This window comes from Martelella mediterranea (assembly GCF_021021415.1).
GTDB classification, from domain to species: Bacteria; Pseudomonadota; Alphaproteobacteria; order Rhizobiales; family Rhizobiaceae; genus Martelella; species Martelella mediterranea_C.
Map to the genome: position 1 here is coordinate 1 of NZ_JAINWJ010000022.1, position 20225 is coordinate 20225.

The following is a 20225-nucleotide window of genomic DNA, read 5'->3' on the forward strand; positions in this document are numbered from 1 at the left end:
CTTCTGCTGCCCGGATTTCTGTCTCATCTTTGCTTCCTTTGCGTGCGCTATGATGAGCCAAAACCCTCCCTTATCCGCTAAACCAAATCTGTCTCAAGGGCGTTGAGACGGAACAGGTTTCTACCGCATCAGCTCACTCTTCCGACGATCGCCGCCTGAAGCGCTCCAACGCGGCATTCAGATGGCAGGCGACCGCCGAGCGCGCCCAGTCACCATTATGCAGCTTGATGGCCTTGACGATCTCCCGATGCTGGCGGAGGCTTTCCTCGACATCGGCATCCTCGTAAATGAAGAAGCCGCCGATCACCTGCGGCACTTCGAGCAGATGTTTGCCCGATAGCCTCAGATAGGGGCTGCCCGAAGCTTCGTAGAGCATTTCGTGAATGACGCGATTGCCCTGATCCATCTTCTTGATCCAGTCGGCACCCTTGACGGAAAACTGCCTCTCCATTTCCTCGCAGGTCTGTTCCATCACCGCAATCTGCTCGTCACTTGCTTTCTTGGCGCAAAGATAGGCGCCGTGCCCTTCAAGAAGGACACGAAGCGCGAACACATCGGCAGTGTTCTCCATCCCCCAGGGTGTCACGAGCGCGCCGCGCTTTTCGCCGGGCATCAGAAGACCTTCGGATGTCAGCCGTGCGATGGCATTGCGAACGGGCGTACGGCTGACGTCGAAGTCCTGGGCAAGTGCCTCCTCCTTCAACTGGCTGCCGGGGAGATAGTATCCGGAAACCAGCCGCCGCCTGAGCTTGGAGTAGACAACCTCGGAAACTTTCATCTTCTCTTCCTTCTCCGCGCTCTCCGGCTTGCCGTCATCCCGAAAATCGGGGCCGGGCCGCGAAAGGCGCGATGCGCAAATCCAGTCGGTCGGAGCAACCCTTGTGCGCTCGAACGAACACACGGCGTCCAGCCTTGATCGGGAATGAGGTTAGCACAGTCTGGAAGCAAAATGGCCAAGTCTGCGCGTGGCCATTTACAGATCAGCCGTGTTCCTACTCTTGCGAACCGGCTGCGACAGCCTCGCGCTTCTTGCGCGACATCAGCCGGTTAAGGATCGGCAGGACAGTCGTTGCGAGGATCAGCACGATCAGGATGATCGAGATCGTTCCCTGGAAAATGCCGATAACGCCGTTGTTGGAAATCAGCAAGGCGCGCCGCAGATTTTCCTCTGCGATGGGGCCGAGGATCACAGCCAGAACCGCAGGCGCGGTCGGGATGTTCAGCTTTTCCATGAAATAGCCCAGAATGCCGAAGCCGAGCATCATCCAGACCTCGAACATGCTGTTATGGATGGCATAGACGCCAACCGTGGCGAGGATGAAGATCATCGGCGCAAGCAGCTGGGGCGGCATCTTCAGCACGTTGACGAAGGCGCGCGCGCCAAAGCGGCCGAGAAGCAGCATCAATCCCGATGTCACGAGCATGGCAAGCATGAATCCGTAAGTAATGTCGGCATTTTCCCGGAACAGCTGGGGGCCGGGCACCAGACCATGCACCAGAAGTGCCCCGAGGATGACGGCTGCAACCGAACTGCCGGGAATGCCGAGTGTCAGCGCCGGAATGAGTGTTGCGGCGGTATCGGCATTGTTGGCACATTCGGGCGCGGCGATGCCTTCAGGCGCGCCCTTGCCGTATTTTTCCTTGTCAGGGTCGCTGCGCCGCTGCTCGTTCCAGGCAAAAAGGGCTGCGACATTGCCGCCGAGCGCGGGGATGATGCCTGTAATCACGCCGATCAGCGATGCCTTGATCCAGACCGGAATGAGGCTCGACCAGCGAAAGCGCACCGTATCACCCTGCTGCACAGGCCTGACGTCCGTATCCGTCTTGATCGGGCTCAGCGCCAGATCGATCGCGGGCGGAATGGCATAAAGGCCCGTCAGCAGGACGATGATGTCAACGCCGCTGAGCAGTTCCAGCCTGTTGAAGGCGAACCGCTCGATGCCGGTCAGCATGTCGATGCCGATCATGCCCACGAACAGCCCAAAACCGGCGGAAAGAAGTCCCTTGATCGGATTGGACGACAACAGGACCGCGATGGTCATCATGCCGAAGATCGCCAGCCAGAAATAATTGGCGGCGCTGAACTTCAGGGCGATCATCGACAATGGCGGCGCAAGTACAAGCAGCGCGACGGCGCTGACGGCGGAGCCGATGCTGGACGATACGAGCGATATGCGAAGGGCAAGGTTTGCCTGCCCCTTCTGCGCCATCGGATAGCCGTCAAACACGGTGGCGACACCGGCCGGCGTGCCCGGAATGCGCAAGAGGATGGCGGGGATCGAACCGCCATACATCGCGCCGTTATAGATACCGGCGATCATGCCGAGGGCGGCCACCGGAGACATGGTGAAGGTCAGCGGAATGAGAACGGCAATACCCATGGTCGCCGACAGACCCGGCAATGCGCCGACCGCAATCCCGATCGCCGTGCCGCCAATCATCGCCAGGATGGTCATGGGCGCAAGCAGAAGGGGAATCGCGTCGAGGATGTGCTGGAAAACCTGACCCATCCTAGCCTCCGAAAGTCGAGAGCAGGCGTTCCGCAGGCAGCGGAACAGCAAGGAAGATGCGGAATACGACGATCAGCAGCGCGATGAACAGCACCGTGGCAATCACGAGGCCCTTCGGCTCCCGGTAGCCGAGGCCATACGCCACTGCCGGCAAGATGACGATCGCCGTCGAGTAGAAGCCGAGATACTGCATGCCGAACACGAGTCCGAGGCCCGCGACCGTCAACAGGACGGCGCCGCGAAATTGCTGCGGCGTAATCGAGATGACCCGGTCGGGATGACGCCCCAGAGAGGCGACGGATTGCAGACACCAGATTGCCGAAAGCGCAACCATCAGCGCCATAATGGCGCGCGGCATCATTCCGCCTTCGCCGGAATAACCCCAGGCCTCGAACAGGCCGAGCGCACTGAAGAGAAGCGAAACCAGGGCTGCCCCGGTTTCGACCTTAGCTCTTTCCATGACATCCTCCCGGAAGAAATGCTGCGGGGCGCAGAGGCCCCGCAGAGATGTTTACTGCTGTACCCAGGGTTCTGTTTTCCACAGTTCCTCGAAGGTTGCATTCAGAGACTGGAGTTCGGCCAGAAAATCCTTGGAGTCGAGGTAGGACAGAGCCAGATGCTGCTGTTTTGCCTTCTCCTGGAATTCCGGATCTTCGACGGCGGCCTTCACCGCGGCTTCCAGCTTGGCCTTGACATCATCAGGCAGGTTGGCCGGCGCGCCGATGCCGCGCATCGAGCCCATAATGATATCATAACCCTGTTCGCGGAAGGTCGGGACATCAGGAGCCCCGTCCCAGCGCTCGGCCGCCATCTGGCCGAGGACAACCAGATTGCCTTCGTGGACGTCGGCAATCGTCTCGGAAATGTTCATGCTGGCCATCATCACATGACCGCCAAGCACTGCCGTGCGCACATCGGCATTACCCGGAAACGGAATATGCTTCAGCTTGACACCTGTTTTTCGCTCGAACTCGAGAGCGGAAAGATGGTCGTCAGAGCCGAGACCGGTGGTGCCGTAGGTGACTTCGCCCGGATGCTCCTTGGCGTAGGCGATCAACTCTTCGAGCGAACTGATATTGCTGCTTGGCAGGAAGCTGAAGGCATCCGGATCGTCGATCACATTGGCGATCGGCGTGAGGCTCTCCAGCGAATAGCGGGCCTTGCGCTGGATGGGAATTGTCAGGAGGTTCGGCGTGTTGATGAAGCCGATCGTGTAACCGTCGGGCTTGGACTGCGCCAGTTCGGTGAAACCGATCTCGCCGCCAGCACCCGGCTTGTTCAGAACCACGATGGACGCGTCGTCGCCCAGGTATTTTTCGATAAAGGGTGCAAGCGTGCGCGCCGCGATGTCAGTACCGCCGCCAGCGCTGTAGGACACGATCATACTGATCGGGCGGTCGGGGTATTCCGCATGGGCCGCAGAGATACCCAAAGCCAGAATCGCGGATGCGATAGCGAGTGTCTTCATTCTTTTTCCTCCTTGTCGCCCGGCTCCTCCCGGGCATTTCTGGATACAATTCAACCTACTTGAAGCGACGAGAACTGGGAAGATTTTTTTGAATCTATCCGATAAAATTATAATATGTAATTGTTATTATTTGATATTTTTTATGTTTCCGTTCACACACGATAGTGCTCCTCAGATAAACGGGAGAAATTCGTATTGATTTTTGTCTCGATTTTTGTTCTTTCGTGAACCAAAGAGTACGAGGTTCAGGAGGAGGCTCGCTTGACTGATCTGCAGCCATCAAACACCGTGCGGTTATTGATTGCGGGCTATGGTGCCGCAGGTAGGGCCTATGCCGTCGGCTTTCGCCAGGCAGGCGCCGACGTCACCGCCATGGATCCCTTTGCCGATGGCGAATCACAAAAGACCGCCCTTGCAGCCGGCATTGTTCTGGATACGAAACTGCCGGACGATTTCGGCGCATTCGATCTGGTGATCATCCTTTCTCCTGCCGCCGCCACTCTCGGTATCATTCGGGAGCTGGCCGCCCGCACCGGAACCTGCCCCGTTCTGGATCTGACCTCATCTGCCCCCGGCGCCATGCAGGAAGGCGCGCTTATCCTTGGCGAGCGGTTCATCGATGGCACGGTTCTGGGCGCGGTCGGACTGGGCGGACTGGCAACGCCGATGGTTTTCGCCGGAAAGCAGGCAGAAACCGCCGCCGCCATGCTGCGGCCGCTTGGCTGCCGGATCTCGTGCATTGACGGAGCGCCCGGAAGCGCGAGCCAGTTGAAACTGCTGCGCAGCTTGTTCATGAAGGGGCTGGAAGCGCTTTTTGTCGAAACCCGGCTTGCCGCAGCCGCGCTCGGCCAGACCGACGGGCTGAGCATTGCGCTCGCCGACCTCGCAGGTATCGACATGCCGGCATTTCTTGATGAAATGATGCGCACCCACCCCAAACATGCCGGCAGGCGGACCCATGAGGTCGCAGCCGTGGAAGAAATGATGCAGGAGGCGGGATTCACATCCTACATGCTTCCTGCAACCCGACAGATGTTCACACGAACCGCAGCCGCTGGCACAGGTCCCGACATATCGCCGGAAGAGGCACTCTCCTGGCTGAGCCTTCATTTCACGCCCAAAACGGAAAACGCCGATGCAAAGGCGTAACGTCATCTGGGTAACCGAGCCTATCCATCCCGATGCCATGGCGATGCTCAAAGGCGCGGCCGACGTGATCGGACCCGGCCCCCTCCCTGAAGCACGCCGCGACGATGTCACCGCAATCGTCGTGCGCGCCCACAAGGTCGACAGACCGCTGCTCGAAAACCTGCCCGGTCTGAAAGTGATCGGCAAGCACGGTGCGGGCACCGACAATATCGACATGGATGTGGCAAGGGGGCGCAATCTGCAGGTCTTCCGCGCCGATGGCGCGAATGCGGAATCCGTTGCAGACCTGGCGGTGCTGTTCGCGATGCTGCTGTTGCGCTCGCCGGACCTGCATGATCAGTCGCTGAGGCACGACGCGCCGAAACGCTCCGACATTCCGCAGGGTTTCGAGGTATCGGAGCGCAAGATCGGCATTCTCGGGATGGGCGCCATCGGCCGAGCGGTGGCAGCGCGGCTGGTTGGCGGATTCGGCGCCGATGTGGCGGGCTATGACCCGGTCTTGACGCAGGAGACGTGGCCTGCGGGCGTGCGGCGCGAGGCCGACATTCCGGCCCTTCTGCAGCGAACGGATCTTCTGTTCCTGCACCTGCCATTGCTGCCTGAAACCCGAAACCTGATCGACAGGTCGCAGCTGTCCATGCTCCTGCCCGACGCGGTGATCGTCAACTGCGCGCGCGGCGGGATCGTCAACGAACAGGCGCTGGCAGACGCGCTGGCCTCGGGACAGGTCGCCGCCGCCGCCTCCGACGTGTTCGAAGTGGAACCGCCGGCGCGCGACAACCCGCTGCTTGCCGGCTCCGGCCGCTTCATCGCCACCCCTCATATCGGCGCGTCCACGAATGCCGGTTTGCGCCGCACCGGACTGATCATCGTCCAGAAGGTTCTGGACGCTCTCAACGCTTTGGAAGGAGAAAACGCATGACCATCGGGTTTTGTGTAAAGAAACGGCGCCGCGCGGTCAGCGCCGCGCTCGCGGAAGAATTCAGCAAGCTGCCCGTCGCCAATGCCAGCGACTGCATGTCGCGCATGTTTGCCGGCGGCTCCAGGTTGCGCCCCATCCATGATCCCAACGGTGTTCTGGCGGGCCCGGCGCTTACGGTGCGCGCGCGTCCCGGCGACAATCTCATGCTGCATCACGCGCTCGATATCGCCGAGCCGGGCGATGTCATCGTCGTCGATGCAGGCGGCGACCTCACCACCGCGACGATGGGCGAGATCATGGTCGGGATCGCCCAGCGCAACAAGGTTGCCGGCATCATCATCTATGGTGCCATTCGCGATGCCGAGGAAATCAACCGGATGAAGTTCCCGGTTTACGCCGCAGGCGTCACACATCGCGGGCCCTACAAGGACGGTCCCGGCGAAATCAACACGGCGATCGCCATCGAGGGCATGGTCATCGAGCCGGGCGACCTGATCATCGCCGATGGCGATGGCGTGCTCAGCATTCCCTATGACGAGGTCGAAACCGTCCTGGCCGCCACGAAGAAGAAGTTTGCCGCGGAGCAGGAAGAAATCGCCCGCATCGCCGCGCGAACCGACGACCGTAGCTGGGTGTTGAACACGCTCAACGCCCGTGGCTGCGAATTCGAATAGATGACGCCGTCATCGATCGGCATCGCCCAACGCAAGGCGGACCGGACGCCGAGACGACTGCGCCGCGCACTTTCACTTGATGATTTCGAAGTGCGCGCGCGCCGCCTGCTGCCATTGTCGATGTTCGGTTATGTCAGTGGCGGCGTTGAAACCGACAGCAGTCTTCGCGCCAACCGCGCGGCGTTTCAGGCTATAAGCTTCGAACCCCGGATCATGCGGGATGTGTCGACGCGCAGCCAGAAGACCCGGCTGTTCGGCAACAGCTACGGCGTGCCTTTCGGCATTGCGCCCATGGGCTTCAGCGCGCTCGTGGCGTATGATGGCGATGTCGCTCTCGCCAGGGGAGCGCGGAGCGCGGGCAGTTTCGCGATCTGCTCCGCCGCGTCGCTGACGCCATTGGAACGGGTGGCGCGCGAAGCCGGGAGCCGCTGGTTTCAGGCCTATGTTCCGGGCGACGACGACCGTATCCTTGCGCTGGTGGATCGGGTCGCGGCCGCTGGCTTCGATCATCTGGTGATAACCGGCGATGTCCCCGTGACAGGCAACCGGGAAAACAATGCCCGTAATGGATTTGACGCCCCCTTCCGCATCACCCCGCAACTGATCTGGCAGGGCATGACCCATCCCCGCTGGACGATCGGAACGCTCGGGCGCGAGCTTTTCAAGCGCGGTATGCCGCATTTCGAAAACATGGAATCGGTGCAGGGGCCGCCACTCTTTTCCCGCAATCTGGTGCGCTCGACGATCGCGCGCGACAAGCTCACATGGGAACACCTGAAGCTGATCCGCGCACGCTTTTCGGGCAAGCTCATTGTCAAAGGCGTGCTCTCGCCGGAAGATGCGAGACTGGCACGGCAAACCGGTTGTGACGGCATCATCGTCTCCAATCATGGCGGGCGACAGCTCGACGGCGCCATGGCCCCCATCGTGGCTTTGCCGGCGATCAGAAAGGCCGTTCCCGACATGACAGTGATGCTGGATAGCGGTATCCGGCGGGGCACCGATGTACTCCGGGCAATCATGCTGGGAGCGGATTTCGTCTTCGTCGGCCGGCCCTTGCTGTATGCCGCCGCAACCGATGGCGAGGCGGGCGTCAGCCATGCCATGGGGCTGCTGCGAGACGAGATCGATCGAGACATGGCCCTTATGGGGGTCGTGTCGCCGCATGACCTGCGCGCGCCATCAGCTTAGAGTATTCAGCAGTTAGGGTGGAGTCCGTGCAAATTGCCGATATTGGCGTAAAATTCTATTGCGGCCGCGTTCTTTGTCAGCACTTCGCCCTGAATGTGGGAGACCAAGCCGCCGCGTTCAGCGAATATGTGAGAAGGCCCGCGGATATTCTTCTTGGTGGTCGCTGCGTTGAATTGACGATCGCTGAATGTGGCACCTGATGTGCGGGCTACGAGCCTTTACGAACCCGCGGGTGGTTTCAGCCCCAGCGCCTGCAGCTGCATCACGACCAGCCCGAGGACGATCAGGCCGAGGCCGGCAAGGCGCGACCACGAGACGGGCTTTTGAGGAAGGCCGACAAGCCCCCACTGGTCGATGATCATCGATGCCAGCATCTGCCCGGCGATGACCGCCATGATGAAGCCGGCAGCGCCGAGCTTCGGCGCAAGCATGAGCGCGCCGGTGATATAGACGACGCCGACAACGCCGCCGATCCATATCCAGCGGGGCGCTTGTGCAAGGTTCGCAAGCGTTGGCGCCTGTACCTTCGCCAGCAGCATGACGGGCACGATGCAGGCGAAGCTCACGCAAAGAGATATGAGCGTACCCCATAGCGGATGGCCGAGCGTGCGCCCGAGGGCCGCATTGGCCCCGGCCTGAAACGGCACGACAGCGCCGGTGATGATGGCGGCAATGATGAGAAGCAGTGCATTGGTTTGCATTGTGATCAACCTCCGATGCACACCGGATGCACTATTTGCTTTGTGGATGGAAATTCCGATGTAATATATCAAATATGCATAGAGTGAATAATCTTCGCGGCATCGACCTCAATCTTCTCGTGGTCCTCGATGCCCTCCTGGCCGAGCGACATGTGTCGCGGACGGCCACCCGGCTGAACATGAGCCAGCCCGCCGTGAGCCATGCGCTGGCGCGCCTGCGCGTGCTTTTCGATGATTCCCTGCTGATCCGCCGCGGCGGGCAGCTTGTCCCTAGCTCGAAGGCACTTGAGATCATGCCCGCGCTGAGCGCAGCCCTGCGGCAGATGCGGGAGGTTCTTGGCCCGGGCGGCTTCGACCCTGCTGAGGAAAAACGGACCTTTCGCCTCGCCATGTCGGATTATGGTTCTGCCGTTATCCTTCCCGGTCTGCTGAAAATGCTGCGGCTTGAAGCGCCAGGCATCGACCTGGTGATCACCCAGTCGAGCCGGGAAGCCATGCTGCGTCTGGTGCTGGACGGGGAGTGCGATCTTGCCTTTGGCGTTTTTCCCGATCTGCCTGAACGACTGGAAGCCGGTCAGCTTGCCGTCGAGCGCTTCGCCTGCCTTGCGGATCGGGAGAGTATGGCGGGCAGGGAATGCCTCGAGATGGAAGACTATCTTTCCCGTCCCCATGTTCTCCTGGCGATGAAGGACGGCGCAAACACCGAAATCGACACGGCGCTGCGCGCCGTCGGCCAGCAACGGCGCATCGCGGTCACGCTGCCGCATTGGGGAAACGCGCCGCGTCTGATCCACGGAACGGATCTGGTTCTGACCGTCGCGCGCAATGCCCTCGTCCCTTATGAAAATGACCCGCGCCTCATTGTCTTCGAGCCACCGTTTACGATACCGCCCTTTCCCTTCGTTCAGGTCTGGCATGAAAGGCGGGGCGGGGATCCGGCCCATCTGTGGCTGCGCAACGCCGTCGCGGGCGTCGCGTTTCCACCGGGGCATTAAACGAGACCGCGCCACGGTCGATAACGGTTACCTCATGACCGCGGTTGCAGGAATGACGAAGAAGCCTGCCGGTGGCCGATGATCATGGCGCCAGAGAGGCGCTGCCCCGCATCGAACGCCCGATTTGTTCAACCGACGTCTCGTCTTCTGCAGAGTCGTCCAACGATGCCTGGCACGATGTCTTGCCCATACTGGACGCGCCGGCGTCGGTCGCATAACCTGAACCCAAACGGAAACCCGCCATCCGGTGTGGTTCAATCCTGCGCCTGTCGGCGCTTTATTCATGACCAGCTTACGCGAGAAGGAATTGTCGTGCGTTCATCAGCAGGCACGCCGGAAGGCGGACAGAAGGTCAAGCGGTCGCTCGAGGCTCGGATCTACGCGATCTACTCGACGCTGACGCCCGCGGAAAAGCGGCTTGCCGATATTCTGCTGCAATATCAGATGGACCTGCCGAGCTATACAGCCGGCGAACTGGCGGAGCGGGCGCATGTCTCGAAGGCGACGGCGGCGCGCCTGATCCGCACGCTCGGCTACAAGACCTATCCGGATGCCAAGCGCCAGATACGGGAAGATCAGCACTGGGGCTCGCCGCGCGCAGGTCTGGAAGGCGAGAACGAGGCATTCGCGAAAAAGCCGTCCATCGCCACAACGGTTCAGATGGATCTCGACAATATCCGCGCCACCGCCGAGGGGCTGCCGCCGGAAACGCTTGCGGCGGTCAGCAATGCCATCGTCTCGGCGCGCCGCGTCTGGATCATGGGGCTTCGGAGCGGCTATGGACTCGCCCATCAGGCCGCCCACTATTTCACGCTCATGAAGAATGATGTTCAGGTGATCCCGGTCGGCGGCGGCAGCTATTCCCATGAGATCGCCTCGATCGACAAGGGCGATGTCCTGCTTGTCATCGCCTTCCGGCGCCGGCCGCGGCTTCTGCCGACAATCCTCAAGGAAGCGCGGGCGGCCGGCGCGACCACCGTCCTGATCACCGATCTCAGCGCTTCGGCCAGCGCCAAGGCAGCCGAACACGTGCTGCGCTGCCGGTGCCAGTCGCCATCGCCGTTCAATTCCTTTTCGGCCGCCCTCACGATCATCAACTATCTCGCTTGGAGCGTGGCGACCGCGATGGGCGATGCCAGCTTGAAGCGCTATGAGCGGATCGACTGGCTGGTCAAGAGGCTGGACGACGTATCGACCCCGCAGACGCCGGGCGGCCCTGTGTAGGGGTAGCCGGGCGCCTTATTCGGCCGCGAGCAGATGCGTTCGGGACGGCGAAGCCCATATGCCGCCGCGCGAGGTGGAGAGGCCGCAGCGTACCAGCATTTCGGCGAGGCCGACCGCCGCGGTGACGCCGTCGACGACGGGAATGCCATGGCGCGCCTGAAGCTCTTTTGCAAAGCCCGTCATCCCGGCGCAGCCGAGCGCGACGCCTTCCGCGCCGGCGGCGATACCTTTTTCAATAAAGGCCGAAATGGTGTCAAAGGCTCCGCTTTCAGGGTCTTCCAGAGCAAGGACGGGGATGTCCGAGGCGAAAACCCGACGGCAACGCCCGGCAAAGCCATAGCGCAGGATGTTGTCCTCGATGACCGGTGCGGAACGGGTGAGCGTCGTCACCACGCAGAAGCTGTGGGCGAGAAGCGTCACGGCGTGAAAGGCGGCTTCGCCGATGCCGATCACCGGCCGTGTGGCGATGGCGCGCGCGGCGTCGAGACCGGTGTCGTCGAAGCAGGCGATCACATGCGCGTCGGCGCCTTCGGCCTCGGCGGCGGTGATCGCCTTCAAGAGGCCCGGCACGGCGAGCGCCCCGTCGAACGGACCCTCGATGGCATCCGGGCCATGGCGGGACTGGCGCTCCAGGATGTCCGTTCCGGAGCTGGCCACGGTGCGCGCTGCCTCGGCAATGCGGGCGGTCATGGCGGTCGTGGTATTGGGGTTGATGACGGCGATGCGCATCGTTTTCTGCTCTCTCGAACGTGTTCAGGCTGCTGTCGGCCGCGGGTCGATCAGCGCTTCGTAGGGGATCGGGGCGTCGGTGAGGTGGCCGTCGCAGATACCGCGTTGCCAGCGGGCAGAGGCATCGGCATCGATGCGGGGCGTGGTCCACATGCCGTTGGCGCGATAGATATTGGTGAGTTTCACCAGCAGGTCTGGCGCGAAACGCGGGAAGGTTGCCGCCAGGAAGGCGCGATAGTCCTCCGCATCGTGGGCGAGGATCCAGTCCATGCCGCGAGCGAGCGCGCGGGCAAAACGGGTATGGGTTTCGCGCCGTTCATCGTCCGGTTCGCCATCGCTATAGTAGACGCTCCACGGGATATTGCCGCCGGTGACGGGAAGCGGCTGGACCACATGGCCGCCGCCGGCCGCCTCGAGCGTCACGGCCGAGGGGAAATCGATCACCAGATAATCGCCCATGCCGCCGGTGAAGAGGTCGGTCAGCATCTTGCCGTCCAGATCCTGCACGAAATTGACCGTCCGGGGATCGACGCCGTTTTCGCGCAGCAGCATCTTGATGAACAGACCGACGCTGGCGCCGTTGCTGCCTTTCATGGACACGGTGCGGCCGGCAAGGGCCGCCCATTCGAAATCCGCCGGCCGCTCCCTCCCGACGATTGCCAGCGGCGCGCGGGCCGCGACCTGGGCGAAGGGGACATAGCGCTTGCCGCGTCCGTGAAACATCGACGGTACCCAGATGCCGCCAAGGGCTGCCTGCGCCTTGCCCGTGCCGATATCATCGAGCACACGGTCCCAGGGGGAGGGGACCTCGGCGGTGACCTTGAGGCCTTCCTCCTCGAAGAAGCCCTGATCGACCGCGACATATTCGGGCAGATAGTTGAGGCTGTGGCCGGTCGCGCAAATGTGGAATGTCTGCATGATCTTCTCTTTGTCGGTGCCGTCAGGCCAGGCGTCGGCCGCCTTCGGTGTCGAAGAGCAGGGCGTCCTCGCCGCGGTAGTTGAGCGAGCAGGCTTCCCCGATCGCCATTTTGAGATGGCCGGAAACACGCACGAAAACGAGATCGGTTTCCAGCAGCCGGTCGTGATCTTCCTCGCCGGTCATCAGCCGGCAGCCGATCACGGTCTCGGCGCCGAGGCGCTCGACCACCGAAACGCGGGCGGGGAGCTGTCCCTCGCCGACGGCATGGATCGACAGCTTTTCCGGACGGATGCCGAAGGTCACCTCGCGCCGTTTCGGCAAGGGGCCCGGATGGTCGACGGCGAGGCGGCCGGACAGCCGCAATTCGTCCTCCCTGATCGTTGCCGGGATGAGGTTCATCGGCGGCGAGCCGACGAACTGGGCGACGAAGGTATTGGCGGGCTCATCATAGATCTCGTCGGGCGTGCCGACCTGCTGGACGATGCCCTTGTTCATGATGATGATCCGCGTCGCCATGGTCATGGCTTCGACCTGGTCATGCGTCACATAGACGAACGTCTTGCCGACCTTGTGATGCAGCGCCGAGATTTCCGAGCGCATCTGGGTGCGCAGCTTGGCGTCGAGGTTCGAAAGCGGCTCGTCGAGCAAATAGAGCGAGGGGTTGCGCACCAGCGCGCGGGCGAGCGCCACGCGCTGACGCTGGCCACCGGAGAGGCTTGCGGGCCTGCGGTCAAGCAGCGGCTCCAGTTCAAGCTGCCGGGCGATGCGGAGCGTGCGCTCGGCAATGTCGGCGCGCTTCATCAGCCGTGCGCGGGCGATCATGTTGACGACGGGCAGGTGATACCACGGGCGAAACGCATCCATGATCAGCGGAAAGGCGATATTCTCGCGCACCGTGGCATGGGGGTAGAGCGCGTAGGTCTGGAACACGAAGGCGACGCCGCGCCGGCGCGGCTGCCAGTCATTGGCGATTTCGCCGTCGAACAGCAGTTCGCCGGAGGTGATGTCGCTGAGACCGGCAATCATCCGCAGAAGCGTGGACTTGCCGCAGCCGGAGGGACCGAGAAGGACGAGAAACTCGCCATCATGGATGTCGGCGTCGAAGGTCTTGATAACGGTGTTGTCGCCGAACGACTTGGAGACGTTCCTGAAGCTCAAGGCGGGCATGGCACTATCCTTTGACCGCGCCGGCCGTCAGGCCGGCAACGATCTTGCGCTGGATGAGAAGGAAGAAGACGATGGCCGGAATGCTGAACACGAGGGCAGCGCCCATCACCGCCGACATCGGGGTTTCATACTGGCCGACGAAGGACGCAAGCCCGACGCTTGCCGTCCATTTGTCGCGGTCCATCAGGAAGGTCGAGGCAAACAGAAACTCGTTCCAGCCGGCAAAAAAGGCGACGACGGCGGCTGCGGCGATGCTCGGCATGATCAGCGGCAGAATGATCATCGTCAGGATCGAAAAACGCGGGCAATTGTCGATGATCGCGGATTCCTCGATCTCGTAGGGCACCGCGTCCATCGCGCCCTTGAGCACGAAACAGGCGACCGGCAGCGAAAAACCGACATTGGCGAGCACCAGGCCGGCGAGGCTGTTGAGCAGGCCGAAGGTGATGAACATCGCATAAAGCGGCACCAGGATCAGCGCTTCCGGCACCACCTGGGTGACGAACAGCAGGAAGCCCACCAGGCCCTTGCCATGAAAGCGAAAGCGGCTCAGCGCATAGCCCGCCAGCGATCCGAGCACGAGGCTCAACACCGTGCCGCCGGCGGCAACCAGCAGCGTATTGAACAGCCAGAGCCCGATCGGTACGCTGCCGAGATCATGCAGAAGGGCCGGAAAATGCTTCAACTGCGGAAAGAACGACTGCCCGGAACCGTAAAGCTCGGAGTTCGCCGAAAGCGCGGTGGCCGCCATCCAGTAGACCGGAAAGCCTGCGCAAACGAGAAGCACGCCGATCAGCAGATAGCGAAGCGGTTTGAGGGTGAGGCGTTTCTTCGTCATCAGCGCGACATCCACTTCATGCGACGTTGTTCGAACAGGAAATGAAGACCGGCGATGGCAAGGGCCAGAACCAGCCCGACCGCGCCATAGGCGCTGGCAAGCCCGAGCTCGTGGTTCTCGAACGCGACCTGACGGATCTTGACCACGAGCGTGCTGGTGGAACCGACCGGCCCGCCGCCGGTGAGCAGGTAAATGATATCGAAGCGGCGGATCGACCAGACGCAGACAAGAAGCGCGGCGAGCTGGATGGCCGGCCGGATATGAGGCAGCGTCACCATGCGGAAGGTGCTGAGGCCATCGGCGCCGTCTATGGTGGCTGCCTCGCGCACTTCGCCCGGCACGGATTGGAGCGTCGCGAGCACGACCAGCATGACGAAGGGCGCGACCTGCCAGACGGTGACCACCACCACGGCCGCAAGCGCCAGGTCGGTGCTCGTCAGCCAGGCATAGCGGCCAAGCCCGAGCGCCTCGGTGATCCGGTTCAGCACGCCGGAGCGGTCATTATACATCCACAGCCAGATCAGAGAGGCGGCGACATTCGGCACGGCCCAACCGAACAGAAGAATGCTGCGCACGATCGCCCGACCCCGGAACGGCCGGTCGATCGCCAGCGCCGAGATGACGCCGAGCGATACGCCGAAGATGACAGCAAGCACGGCATAGACAAGCGTGACGCGGACGGACTGGAAGAAGGACGGGTCCGAAAACAGCCGCTCGTAATTGCCAAGGCCGATGAACCGGCCGTGGTTTGGGTTGATGATCCGCGTATTGGTGAGGCTCATATACATCTGCCGCCCCAGCGGCCAGAACATGAACACCACCAGATAGAGCATGGGCGGAAGAATGAAGCCGTATGCGGCGAGCCGCGGCAGGCTTATGCTGCGTTTATGACCCTTCATCATCACTCTTCCGCCCTTTCGCTCAGAACTGCCGGTCGACCTGCGTCTGGGCCTCGGCCAGCGCGTCTTCCGCGGAGGTATCCGTCAGAATGGCCTTTTCCACGGCCTGCATGACGAAGCGCATGATCTGCGGCGTTTCCACCTCATAACCCGGGATCAGGGTGCTGCGCGAGGTTTCGGCAAGCTTGGCGAAGGTCGGTGCCCAGGGGTTGGCGGCGGCGAACGCCTCCGTCACCGGCACATCGGTCGCCAGCGTATCGGGACCGGAGGCATCACGCAGCGACTGCTGACCCTCGGGGCTCACGAGCCATGCCAGGAAGGCGATGGCTTCGTCCTGATGATCGCTGTGCGAGCTCACGCCCAGGAAGATCTGCTGATGGGCGCCGGGATGGGCAAACGGCAAGGCGGTGGCGCCGATATCGGCGCTTGGCAACGCGCCACCCGAGGCAATGTTGAGCGTGCCGCCGGAATTGTCGATCGAGAAGGCAACCTGCTTTTCCTTGAAGCGGGTGCGTTGCGTCGGCATGCTGTCGCCGATCGGGATGATGCCGGAGTCATAGGTTTCCTTGAACGCCTCGACCGCAGCCACCGCTTCCGGCGTATCGATCGTGAGGTTACCGTCTCCGTCGACCCAGTTGACGCCGTAGCCATAGGCCCAGTTCTGGAAATCCATGAACCAGCCGGTGAAATCGTTGATCTGGTGACGGGCGGTGAAGCCGATCACGCCCGGGTTCTTTTCCATGGATTCCTTGGCGGAGGCGATCAGTTCCTGCACGGTGGCTGGGATCGCGACACCCTCTGCCTCGGTTACCTCGGTGTTGAAGATGAGCGCATAGACGGCGCGCTGCCAGGCGATGCCATAGCGCACGTCATCGATCACGCCGTTGTCGTTGGTGCCGTTGAGATCGACGCCGTCGACAGCACTGCCGACATCGACCAGAAAGCCGGCATCGGCCATGGTGTAGAACAGGCCTTCCTGCATGATCGCGATATCGGGACCCTGGCCGGCGCCCATTTCCGTTGTCAGTTTGTCGGCGAACTCGGCCGAGGGAATGGCCTCCTGCTCAAGCGTCACATCCGGGTTGACCTCTTCGTATTTCTTGATCGCGGCCCAGAGATTCTGGCCGCGCAGCGCGTCGAGCCACTGAGAGTTGGCGATGACCAGCGTGGTCTTGTCGCCGGATTGGGCGAAGCTCGGGTCGGTCGTGCCGAGCGTGGCCGCAAGGCCGATGAAAAGGGCGGAGGCGAGGAGGCCCCGTCTGCGAATTCTGTCTATCATGTTTGTTCTCCTGCTGAAGTTTGCTTTTTGTTTTGAGTCTTGAGAAGGGGTTCAGTCCGCTTTCACGCGGTGAGGCGCAAGCGGTGTGTGGCAGCTGAGGTTCTCGGCCCCGTCTGCCGTCACCAGGTAGCAATCGCCGACATTGCAGCCGGCGACTTCCGGCTCCAGCCATTGAGCATGGAGCACGAAGGTCATGCCTTGTTCCAGAAGGTCGTGATTGTTGGACTGGATGTTGTAGTTCTGGAATTTCTGCATCGAAACCGAATGGCCGACATTGGGATTGTGCGGCCCGAGCGTCGCCGGATAGACATGCATCAGTTTCCGGCCCTGGCGCTCCCAGTCTTCGTCGGGCACGTGCTTGCGCGGAATAAGCCGCGGTTTGCCGTCGTCTTCGGAGACCCAGTTATAGGGCATGGTCCGGCTGTCGGCGGAGGCGAGATAGCCGCGTTCGATATAGGGCTCGAAAGAGGCATTGGCGACATCTGATACGAGTGCACCCGGACGGACGACGGCGGCGGCCTTTTCCACGCCCTCCACGCACATTTGAAGGACTTCCTCCTGCTTGTCGGTGATATCGCCAACGGCGATCATCCGGGCGATCTGGGCGGTGTATCCCTGATAGATCACGGCCGAGATATAGAGGTTGATCAGGTCGCCGTTGCGCACGACATGGCCATAGGGCTTGCCGCAATGGGTGCCGAAACGGTTGATGCCGATCTGGTAGCCATCACCGGTCTCCCCGCCGCGCGCCATCTGGGCATAGGTGAAGGCGGCATAGATCTCGTGGTCGGTCACGCCGGGCCGGATCACATGATAGGCGGCCTGAATGCCGATATCGGCGAGCTGGGCGGCGGCGCGCACCACCGCCTGCTCGCGCGGCGAGCGCACCTTCTGCATCCGGTCGATGATCGAGGAGCCATCGGCAAAGGCGCTTTTGGGCAGATGCGCTTTCAGTCCGTCCCAGTAAGGCTTCGAGGTGGCATCACCGACGAGGCCGATCTGGGCGACGGAAAACCCCTCGCGTTGAAGAAAATCGCCGACCGCTTGCACCACCTTGTCGACGGTTTTGCCGGGGCGGTTGTAGGTCTCGCGGCCCCATGTGCCGACCTGCCAGATATCCTCGACCAGAACCGGTTCGCCCGCCGGCGGCAGCAGGACCGAACTGCTGAAGATCGAAAACATTGTCAGCGGCTTGTCGTCATCCGTCGGAACCACCAGAACGCCCTCACGCGCCCAGTCGCAGACATAGCGCAGATAGGAGTTCGACACCTTGTAGGAGCCGATCGAATCGGCATGAATGAGGGTCACGTCATACCCGGCAACCGTCGCTTCCCGCCGGATGCGGCGCAGCCGGTCGACGAATTCGCTTTCCGGCAGCGGGCCGACCGGCTCGAACTCGAAGGATGGCTCGAAACCATCCAGAAGACGCTCAAACCGAAGATCGGCTCGGAAGGCGGAAGGGGCGGGACTGAGGGCGGTCATGCTATGTCTCATCAATGCTTGGGATGAGAACAGACTACAGATGAAACTTTTTTTGCAAATAGCGGGACTGCGTGAAATTTCAGCACTTTGGGCGTTGAGTGTGCAGAGTCTAATTTTTTTGCGATTTTTATTTCCAGACGACGCAGGTCTTTAAGTTAAAGCTATCGTCAGGCTGTTGGAAAGGCGGAGCTATTTCCGGATTCAGCGACATAGAGCTTGAAAAAAATATTTTATGAAAACGCGAAAAGTCATCATTTCCGCATTCGCGACTGCCTGTTTCGCAGTCAGTAGACCGGGAATAACGCACCAGAAATGACGTCTTGCCCAAACCAGATAGCCGGGCATGAGTATGGTTTCCTGATCGTTGCTCTTCAATCTTTCGCCGAAGCGGATATGCGTTGCCCTTCGAGACCTTGATGCTGACCGTTGCCACTATCCAATTGAAAGTTCCAAAGGTGGCTTTGTGCCTCCAGTGTGGCCGCACCGGTTCACTTGACGTTGACCTCAAACCTGTCATTCGAGTCCGGCTTCTGCTCGAACGCCATGTTGAAGTCATCCTTCACAAGCCGCAATCTGGCCCCGTGGCCTCGCTAAAACCCGATTGCGCGCAGCAGCAGGAAACATGCGGCGGACAGGAGCGCTGCTGCGGGCACTGTGATCACCCAGGCTGCGATGATCGTCATGAAGTGGGAGCGGCGGACGAGTTTGCGGCGGGCGCGTTCCTGCCCGGGCAGCCTGCGATCGGTCGGGCTTTCCCGCGTCAGGCGACGCGCGCGTCGCTCCGTGTACCATTCCCGGAAGAAACCGACACCAAAGACCCCGCCGACTGCAATATGTGTGGAGCTCACCGGCAGTCCCAGCCAGGATGCGGCAATGACGGTAACCGCGGCCGACAGCGCCACGCAATAGGCCCGCATCGGATTGAGCTTGGTGATCTGGCTGCCGACCATGCCGATCAGCTTGGGACCGAAGAGCACCAGGCCGAAGGAAATGCCGAGCGCGCCGATCAGCATGACCCAGAGCGGTATCGAGACCTCGCCCGCCACGCTGGAGGACTGATGCACATAGGCGATCGCGGCAAGCGGCCCGACAGCGTTGGCGACGTCATTGGCGCCGTGGGCGAAGGAGAGCAGCGCCGCTGACACGACGAGCGGCGCGCTGAACAGTGATTTCAGGGACCGGTTCCGGTTTTCGAGCCCTTTGGACTGCCGCCGGATGAGCGGTACGGACAATAGGCCCATTGTTCCGCCAACGACCACACCGATCAGCAGCGCGGTGGAGAGGTCAATGGCCAGCACATGCTTCAGGCCCTTGAGCGCAAGGTAAGTGGCGAAGGCCGTGCTCATCACGCCGATCAGCACCGGCACCCAGGTCCGGGCCGCGGCGATCTTGTCGTCGACATAGATGACCCGCCATTTGATAAAGGCGAGCATCGCCGCGGCGAAAATGCCGCCGAGCAGGGGTGAGATCACCCAGCTTGCGGCAATCTTGCCCATTGTAGCCCAGTCGACGGTTCCAAGCCCCGCAGCAACAATGCCCGCGCCCATTACACCACCGACGACGGAATGCGTGGTCGAGACCGGCGCGCCGATCCAGGTGGCAATATTGACCCAGATCGATGCCGCCAGCAGCGCCGCCATCATCGCCCGCACAAATACTGCCGTGTTGGAAAGCGCAGAGGGGTCGATGATCCCCTTGGAGATCGTGGCAACCACATCGCCGCCTGCCAGCAGCGCGCCGGCGCTTTCGAAAACGGCGGCGATGGCAATCGCGCCCAGCATTGACAAGGCCTTCGCCCCGACCGCCGGCCCCATATTGTTCGCCACGTCATTCGCGCCAATGTTGAGGGCCATATAGGCCCCGAAGGCGGCGGCAACGATCAGCGCCAGGCTCTGCGGCTCGCCACCGGCGAAAATCGCGGCGGCCACGGCTGCAAACGAAACGAAGACAAGGCTGACGCCGACCCCCACCAGGGGGCGCGAGGCGTACATGGAGGCTTCCTCAAGCCGCGAAAGACGGTTCAGGTCCTTGTCGAGCGTCTTCCATTGCCGGGTGGCGTCATCGGTCAATATGATTTT

The 20225-nt window shown here is 61.7% G+C and carries 19 protein-coding genes; 6 read left to right on the plus strand and 13 right to left on the minus strand.

Annotated elements, in window-relative coordinates:
• Window positions 1-133: 133 nt before the first annotated feature.
• The 4 genes from K7H91_RS14305 to K7H91_RS14320 all read right to left on the minus strand — a co-directional run bounded on the left by K7H91_RS14305 (window position 134) and on the right by K7H91_RS14320 (window position 3978).
• Window positions 134-778 carry a GntR family transcriptional regulator gene (locus K7H91_RS14305; RefSeq protein WP_230720945.1) on the minus strand — a complete coding sequence of 215 codons (645 nt, stop codon included), beginning with the start codon at window positions 776-778 and terminating at the stop codon, window positions 134-136.
• Window positions 779-992: 214 nt separating this feature from the next.
• Window positions 993-2510, minus strand: coding sequence for a tripartite tricarboxylate transporter permease (locus K7H91_RS14310; RefSeq protein ID WP_230720946.1), 1518 nt, complete (start codon window positions 2508-2510; stop codon window positions 993-995).
• 1 nt (window position 2511) lies between these two features.
• Window positions 2512-2970, minus strand: coding sequence for a tripartite tricarboxylate transporter TctB family protein (locus K7H91_RS14315; RefSeq protein ID WP_230720947.1), 459 nt, complete (start codon window positions 2968-2970; stop codon window positions 2512-2514).
• Window positions 2971-3021: 51 nt separating this feature from the next.
• Window positions 3022-3978, minus strand: a complete 957-nt coding sequence (locus K7H91_RS14320) for a tripartite tricarboxylate transporter substrate binding protein (protein WP_230720948.1) — start codon at window positions 3976-3978, stop codon at window positions 3022-3024.
• Window positions 3979-4239: 261 nt separating this feature from the next.
• Between K7H91_RS14320 and K7H91_RS14325 the strand changes: the two genes are divergently transcribed.
• Genes K7H91_RS14325 through K7H91_RS14340 form a run of 4 tightly spaced genes read left to right on the plus strand, consistent with a single transcriptional unit; the run spans window position 4240 to window position 7914 of the window.
• The gene (locus K7H91_RS14325; RefSeq protein WP_230720949.1) at window positions 4240-5127 is read left to right on the plus strand and encodes a DUF1932 domain-containing protein; all 888 of its coding nucleotides are present in this window, start codon (window positions 4240-4242) and stop codon (window positions 5125-5127) included.
• On the plus strand, window positions 5114-6049 hold the full coding sequence (locus K7H91_RS14330) for an NAD(P)-dependent oxidoreductase (protein ID WP_230720950.1): 936 nt from the start codon (window positions 5114-5116) through the stop codon (window positions 6047-6049). Before K7H91_RS14325 ends, K7H91_RS14330 begins: the two co-directional genes overlap by 14 nt.
• On the plus strand, window positions 6046-6723 hold the full coding sequence (locus K7H91_RS14335) for an RraA family protein (RefSeq protein ID WP_230720951.1): 678 nt from the start codon (window positions 6046-6048) through the stop codon (window positions 6721-6723). Before K7H91_RS14330 ends, K7H91_RS14335 begins: the two co-directional genes overlap by 4 nt.
• Window positions 6724-7914 (plus strand): alpha-hydroxy acid oxidase, encoded by a 1191-nt coding sequence (locus K7H91_RS14340; RefSeq protein WP_230720952.1) that lies wholly within the window; start codon window positions 6724-6726, stop codon window positions 7912-7914. It begins immediately after the preceding gene.
• Between the two features lie 218 nt (window positions 7915-8132).
• Here K7H91_RS14340 and K7H91_RS14345 read toward each other — a convergent pair whose 3' ends face one another.
• Window positions 8133-8615 carry a DMT family transporter gene (locus K7H91_RS14345; RefSeq protein WP_230720953.1) on the minus strand — a complete coding sequence of 161 codons (483 nt, stop codon included), beginning with the start codon at window positions 8613-8615 and terminating at the stop codon, window positions 8133-8135.
• A gap of 74 nt (window positions 8616-8689) precedes the next feature.
• On the opposite strand from K7H91_RS14345, the gene K7H91_RS14350 reads away from it, so the two are divergent.
• Both K7H91_RS14350 and K7H91_RS14355 read left to right on the plus strand, forming a co-directional pair.
• Window positions 8690-9610, plus strand: coding sequence for a LysR substrate-binding domain-containing protein (locus K7H91_RS14350; protein ID WP_230720954.1), 921 nt, complete (start codon window positions 8690-8692; stop codon window positions 9608-9610).
• Between the two features lie 312 nt (window positions 9611-9922).
• Window positions 9923-10834, plus strand: a complete 912-nt coding sequence (locus K7H91_RS14355) for a MurR/RpiR family transcriptional regulator (protein ID WP_230720955.1) — start codon at window positions 9923-9925, stop codon at window positions 10832-10834.
• A gap of 15 nt (window positions 10835-10849) precedes the next feature.
• Here K7H91_RS14355 and K7H91_RS14360 read toward each other — a convergent pair whose 3' ends face one another.
• The 8 genes from K7H91_RS14360 to K7H91_RS14395 all read right to left on the minus strand — a co-directional run bounded on the left by K7H91_RS14360 (window position 10850) and on the right by K7H91_RS14395 (window position 20216).
• Window positions 10850-11563: an aspartate/glutamate racemase family protein gene (locus tag K7H91_RS14360; RefSeq protein WP_230720956.1), complete on the minus strand. Its 714-nt coding sequence runs from the start codon at window positions 11561-11563 to the stop codon at window positions 10850-10852.
• Between the two features lie 24 nt (window positions 11564-11587).
• Window positions 11588-12481 carry an ABC transporter substrate-binding protein gene (locus K7H91_RS14365; protein WP_230720957.1) on the minus strand — a complete coding sequence of 298 codons (894 nt, stop codon included), beginning with the start codon at window positions 12479-12481 and terminating at the stop codon, window positions 11588-11590.
• Between the two features lie 22 nt (window positions 12482-12503).
• On the minus strand, window positions 12504-13649 hold the full coding sequence (locus tag K7H91_RS14370; RefSeq protein ID WP_230720958.1) for an ABC transporter ATP-binding protein: 1146 nt from the start codon (window positions 13647-13649) through the stop codon (window positions 12504-12506).
• A gap of 4 nt (window positions 13650-13653) precedes the next feature.
• Window positions 13654-14487, minus strand: coding sequence for a carbohydrate ABC transporter permease (locus tag K7H91_RS14375; RefSeq protein WP_230720959.1), 834 nt, complete (start codon window positions 14485-14487; stop codon window positions 13654-13656).
• Window positions 14487-15386 (minus strand): carbohydrate ABC transporter permease, encoded by a 900-nt coding sequence (locus tag K7H91_RS14380; RefSeq protein ID WP_230720960.1) that lies wholly within the window; start codon window positions 15384-15386, stop codon window positions 14487-14489. The genes K7H91_RS14375 and K7H91_RS14380 overlap by 1 nt, the downstream gene beginning before the upstream one ends.
• Window positions 15387-15408: 22 nt before the next feature.
• Window positions 15409-16665, minus strand: coding sequence for an ABC transporter substrate-binding protein (locus K7H91_RS14385; protein WP_230720961.1), 1257 nt, complete (start codon window positions 16663-16665; stop codon window positions 15409-15411).
• A 51-nt stretch (window positions 16666-16716) separates the two neighbouring features.
• Complete coding sequence (locus K7H91_RS14390; protein ID WP_230720962.1) at window positions 16717-18147, minus strand: M24 family metallopeptidase; 1431 nt, start codon at window positions 18145-18147, stop codon at window positions 16717-16719.
• 590 nt (window positions 18148-18737) lie between these two features.
• Window positions 18738-20216, minus strand: coding sequence for an inorganic phosphate transporter (locus K7H91_RS14395; RefSeq protein ID WP_230720963.1), 1479 nt, complete (start codon window positions 20214-20216; stop codon window positions 18738-18740).
• Window positions 20217-20225: the final 9 nt, after the last annotated feature.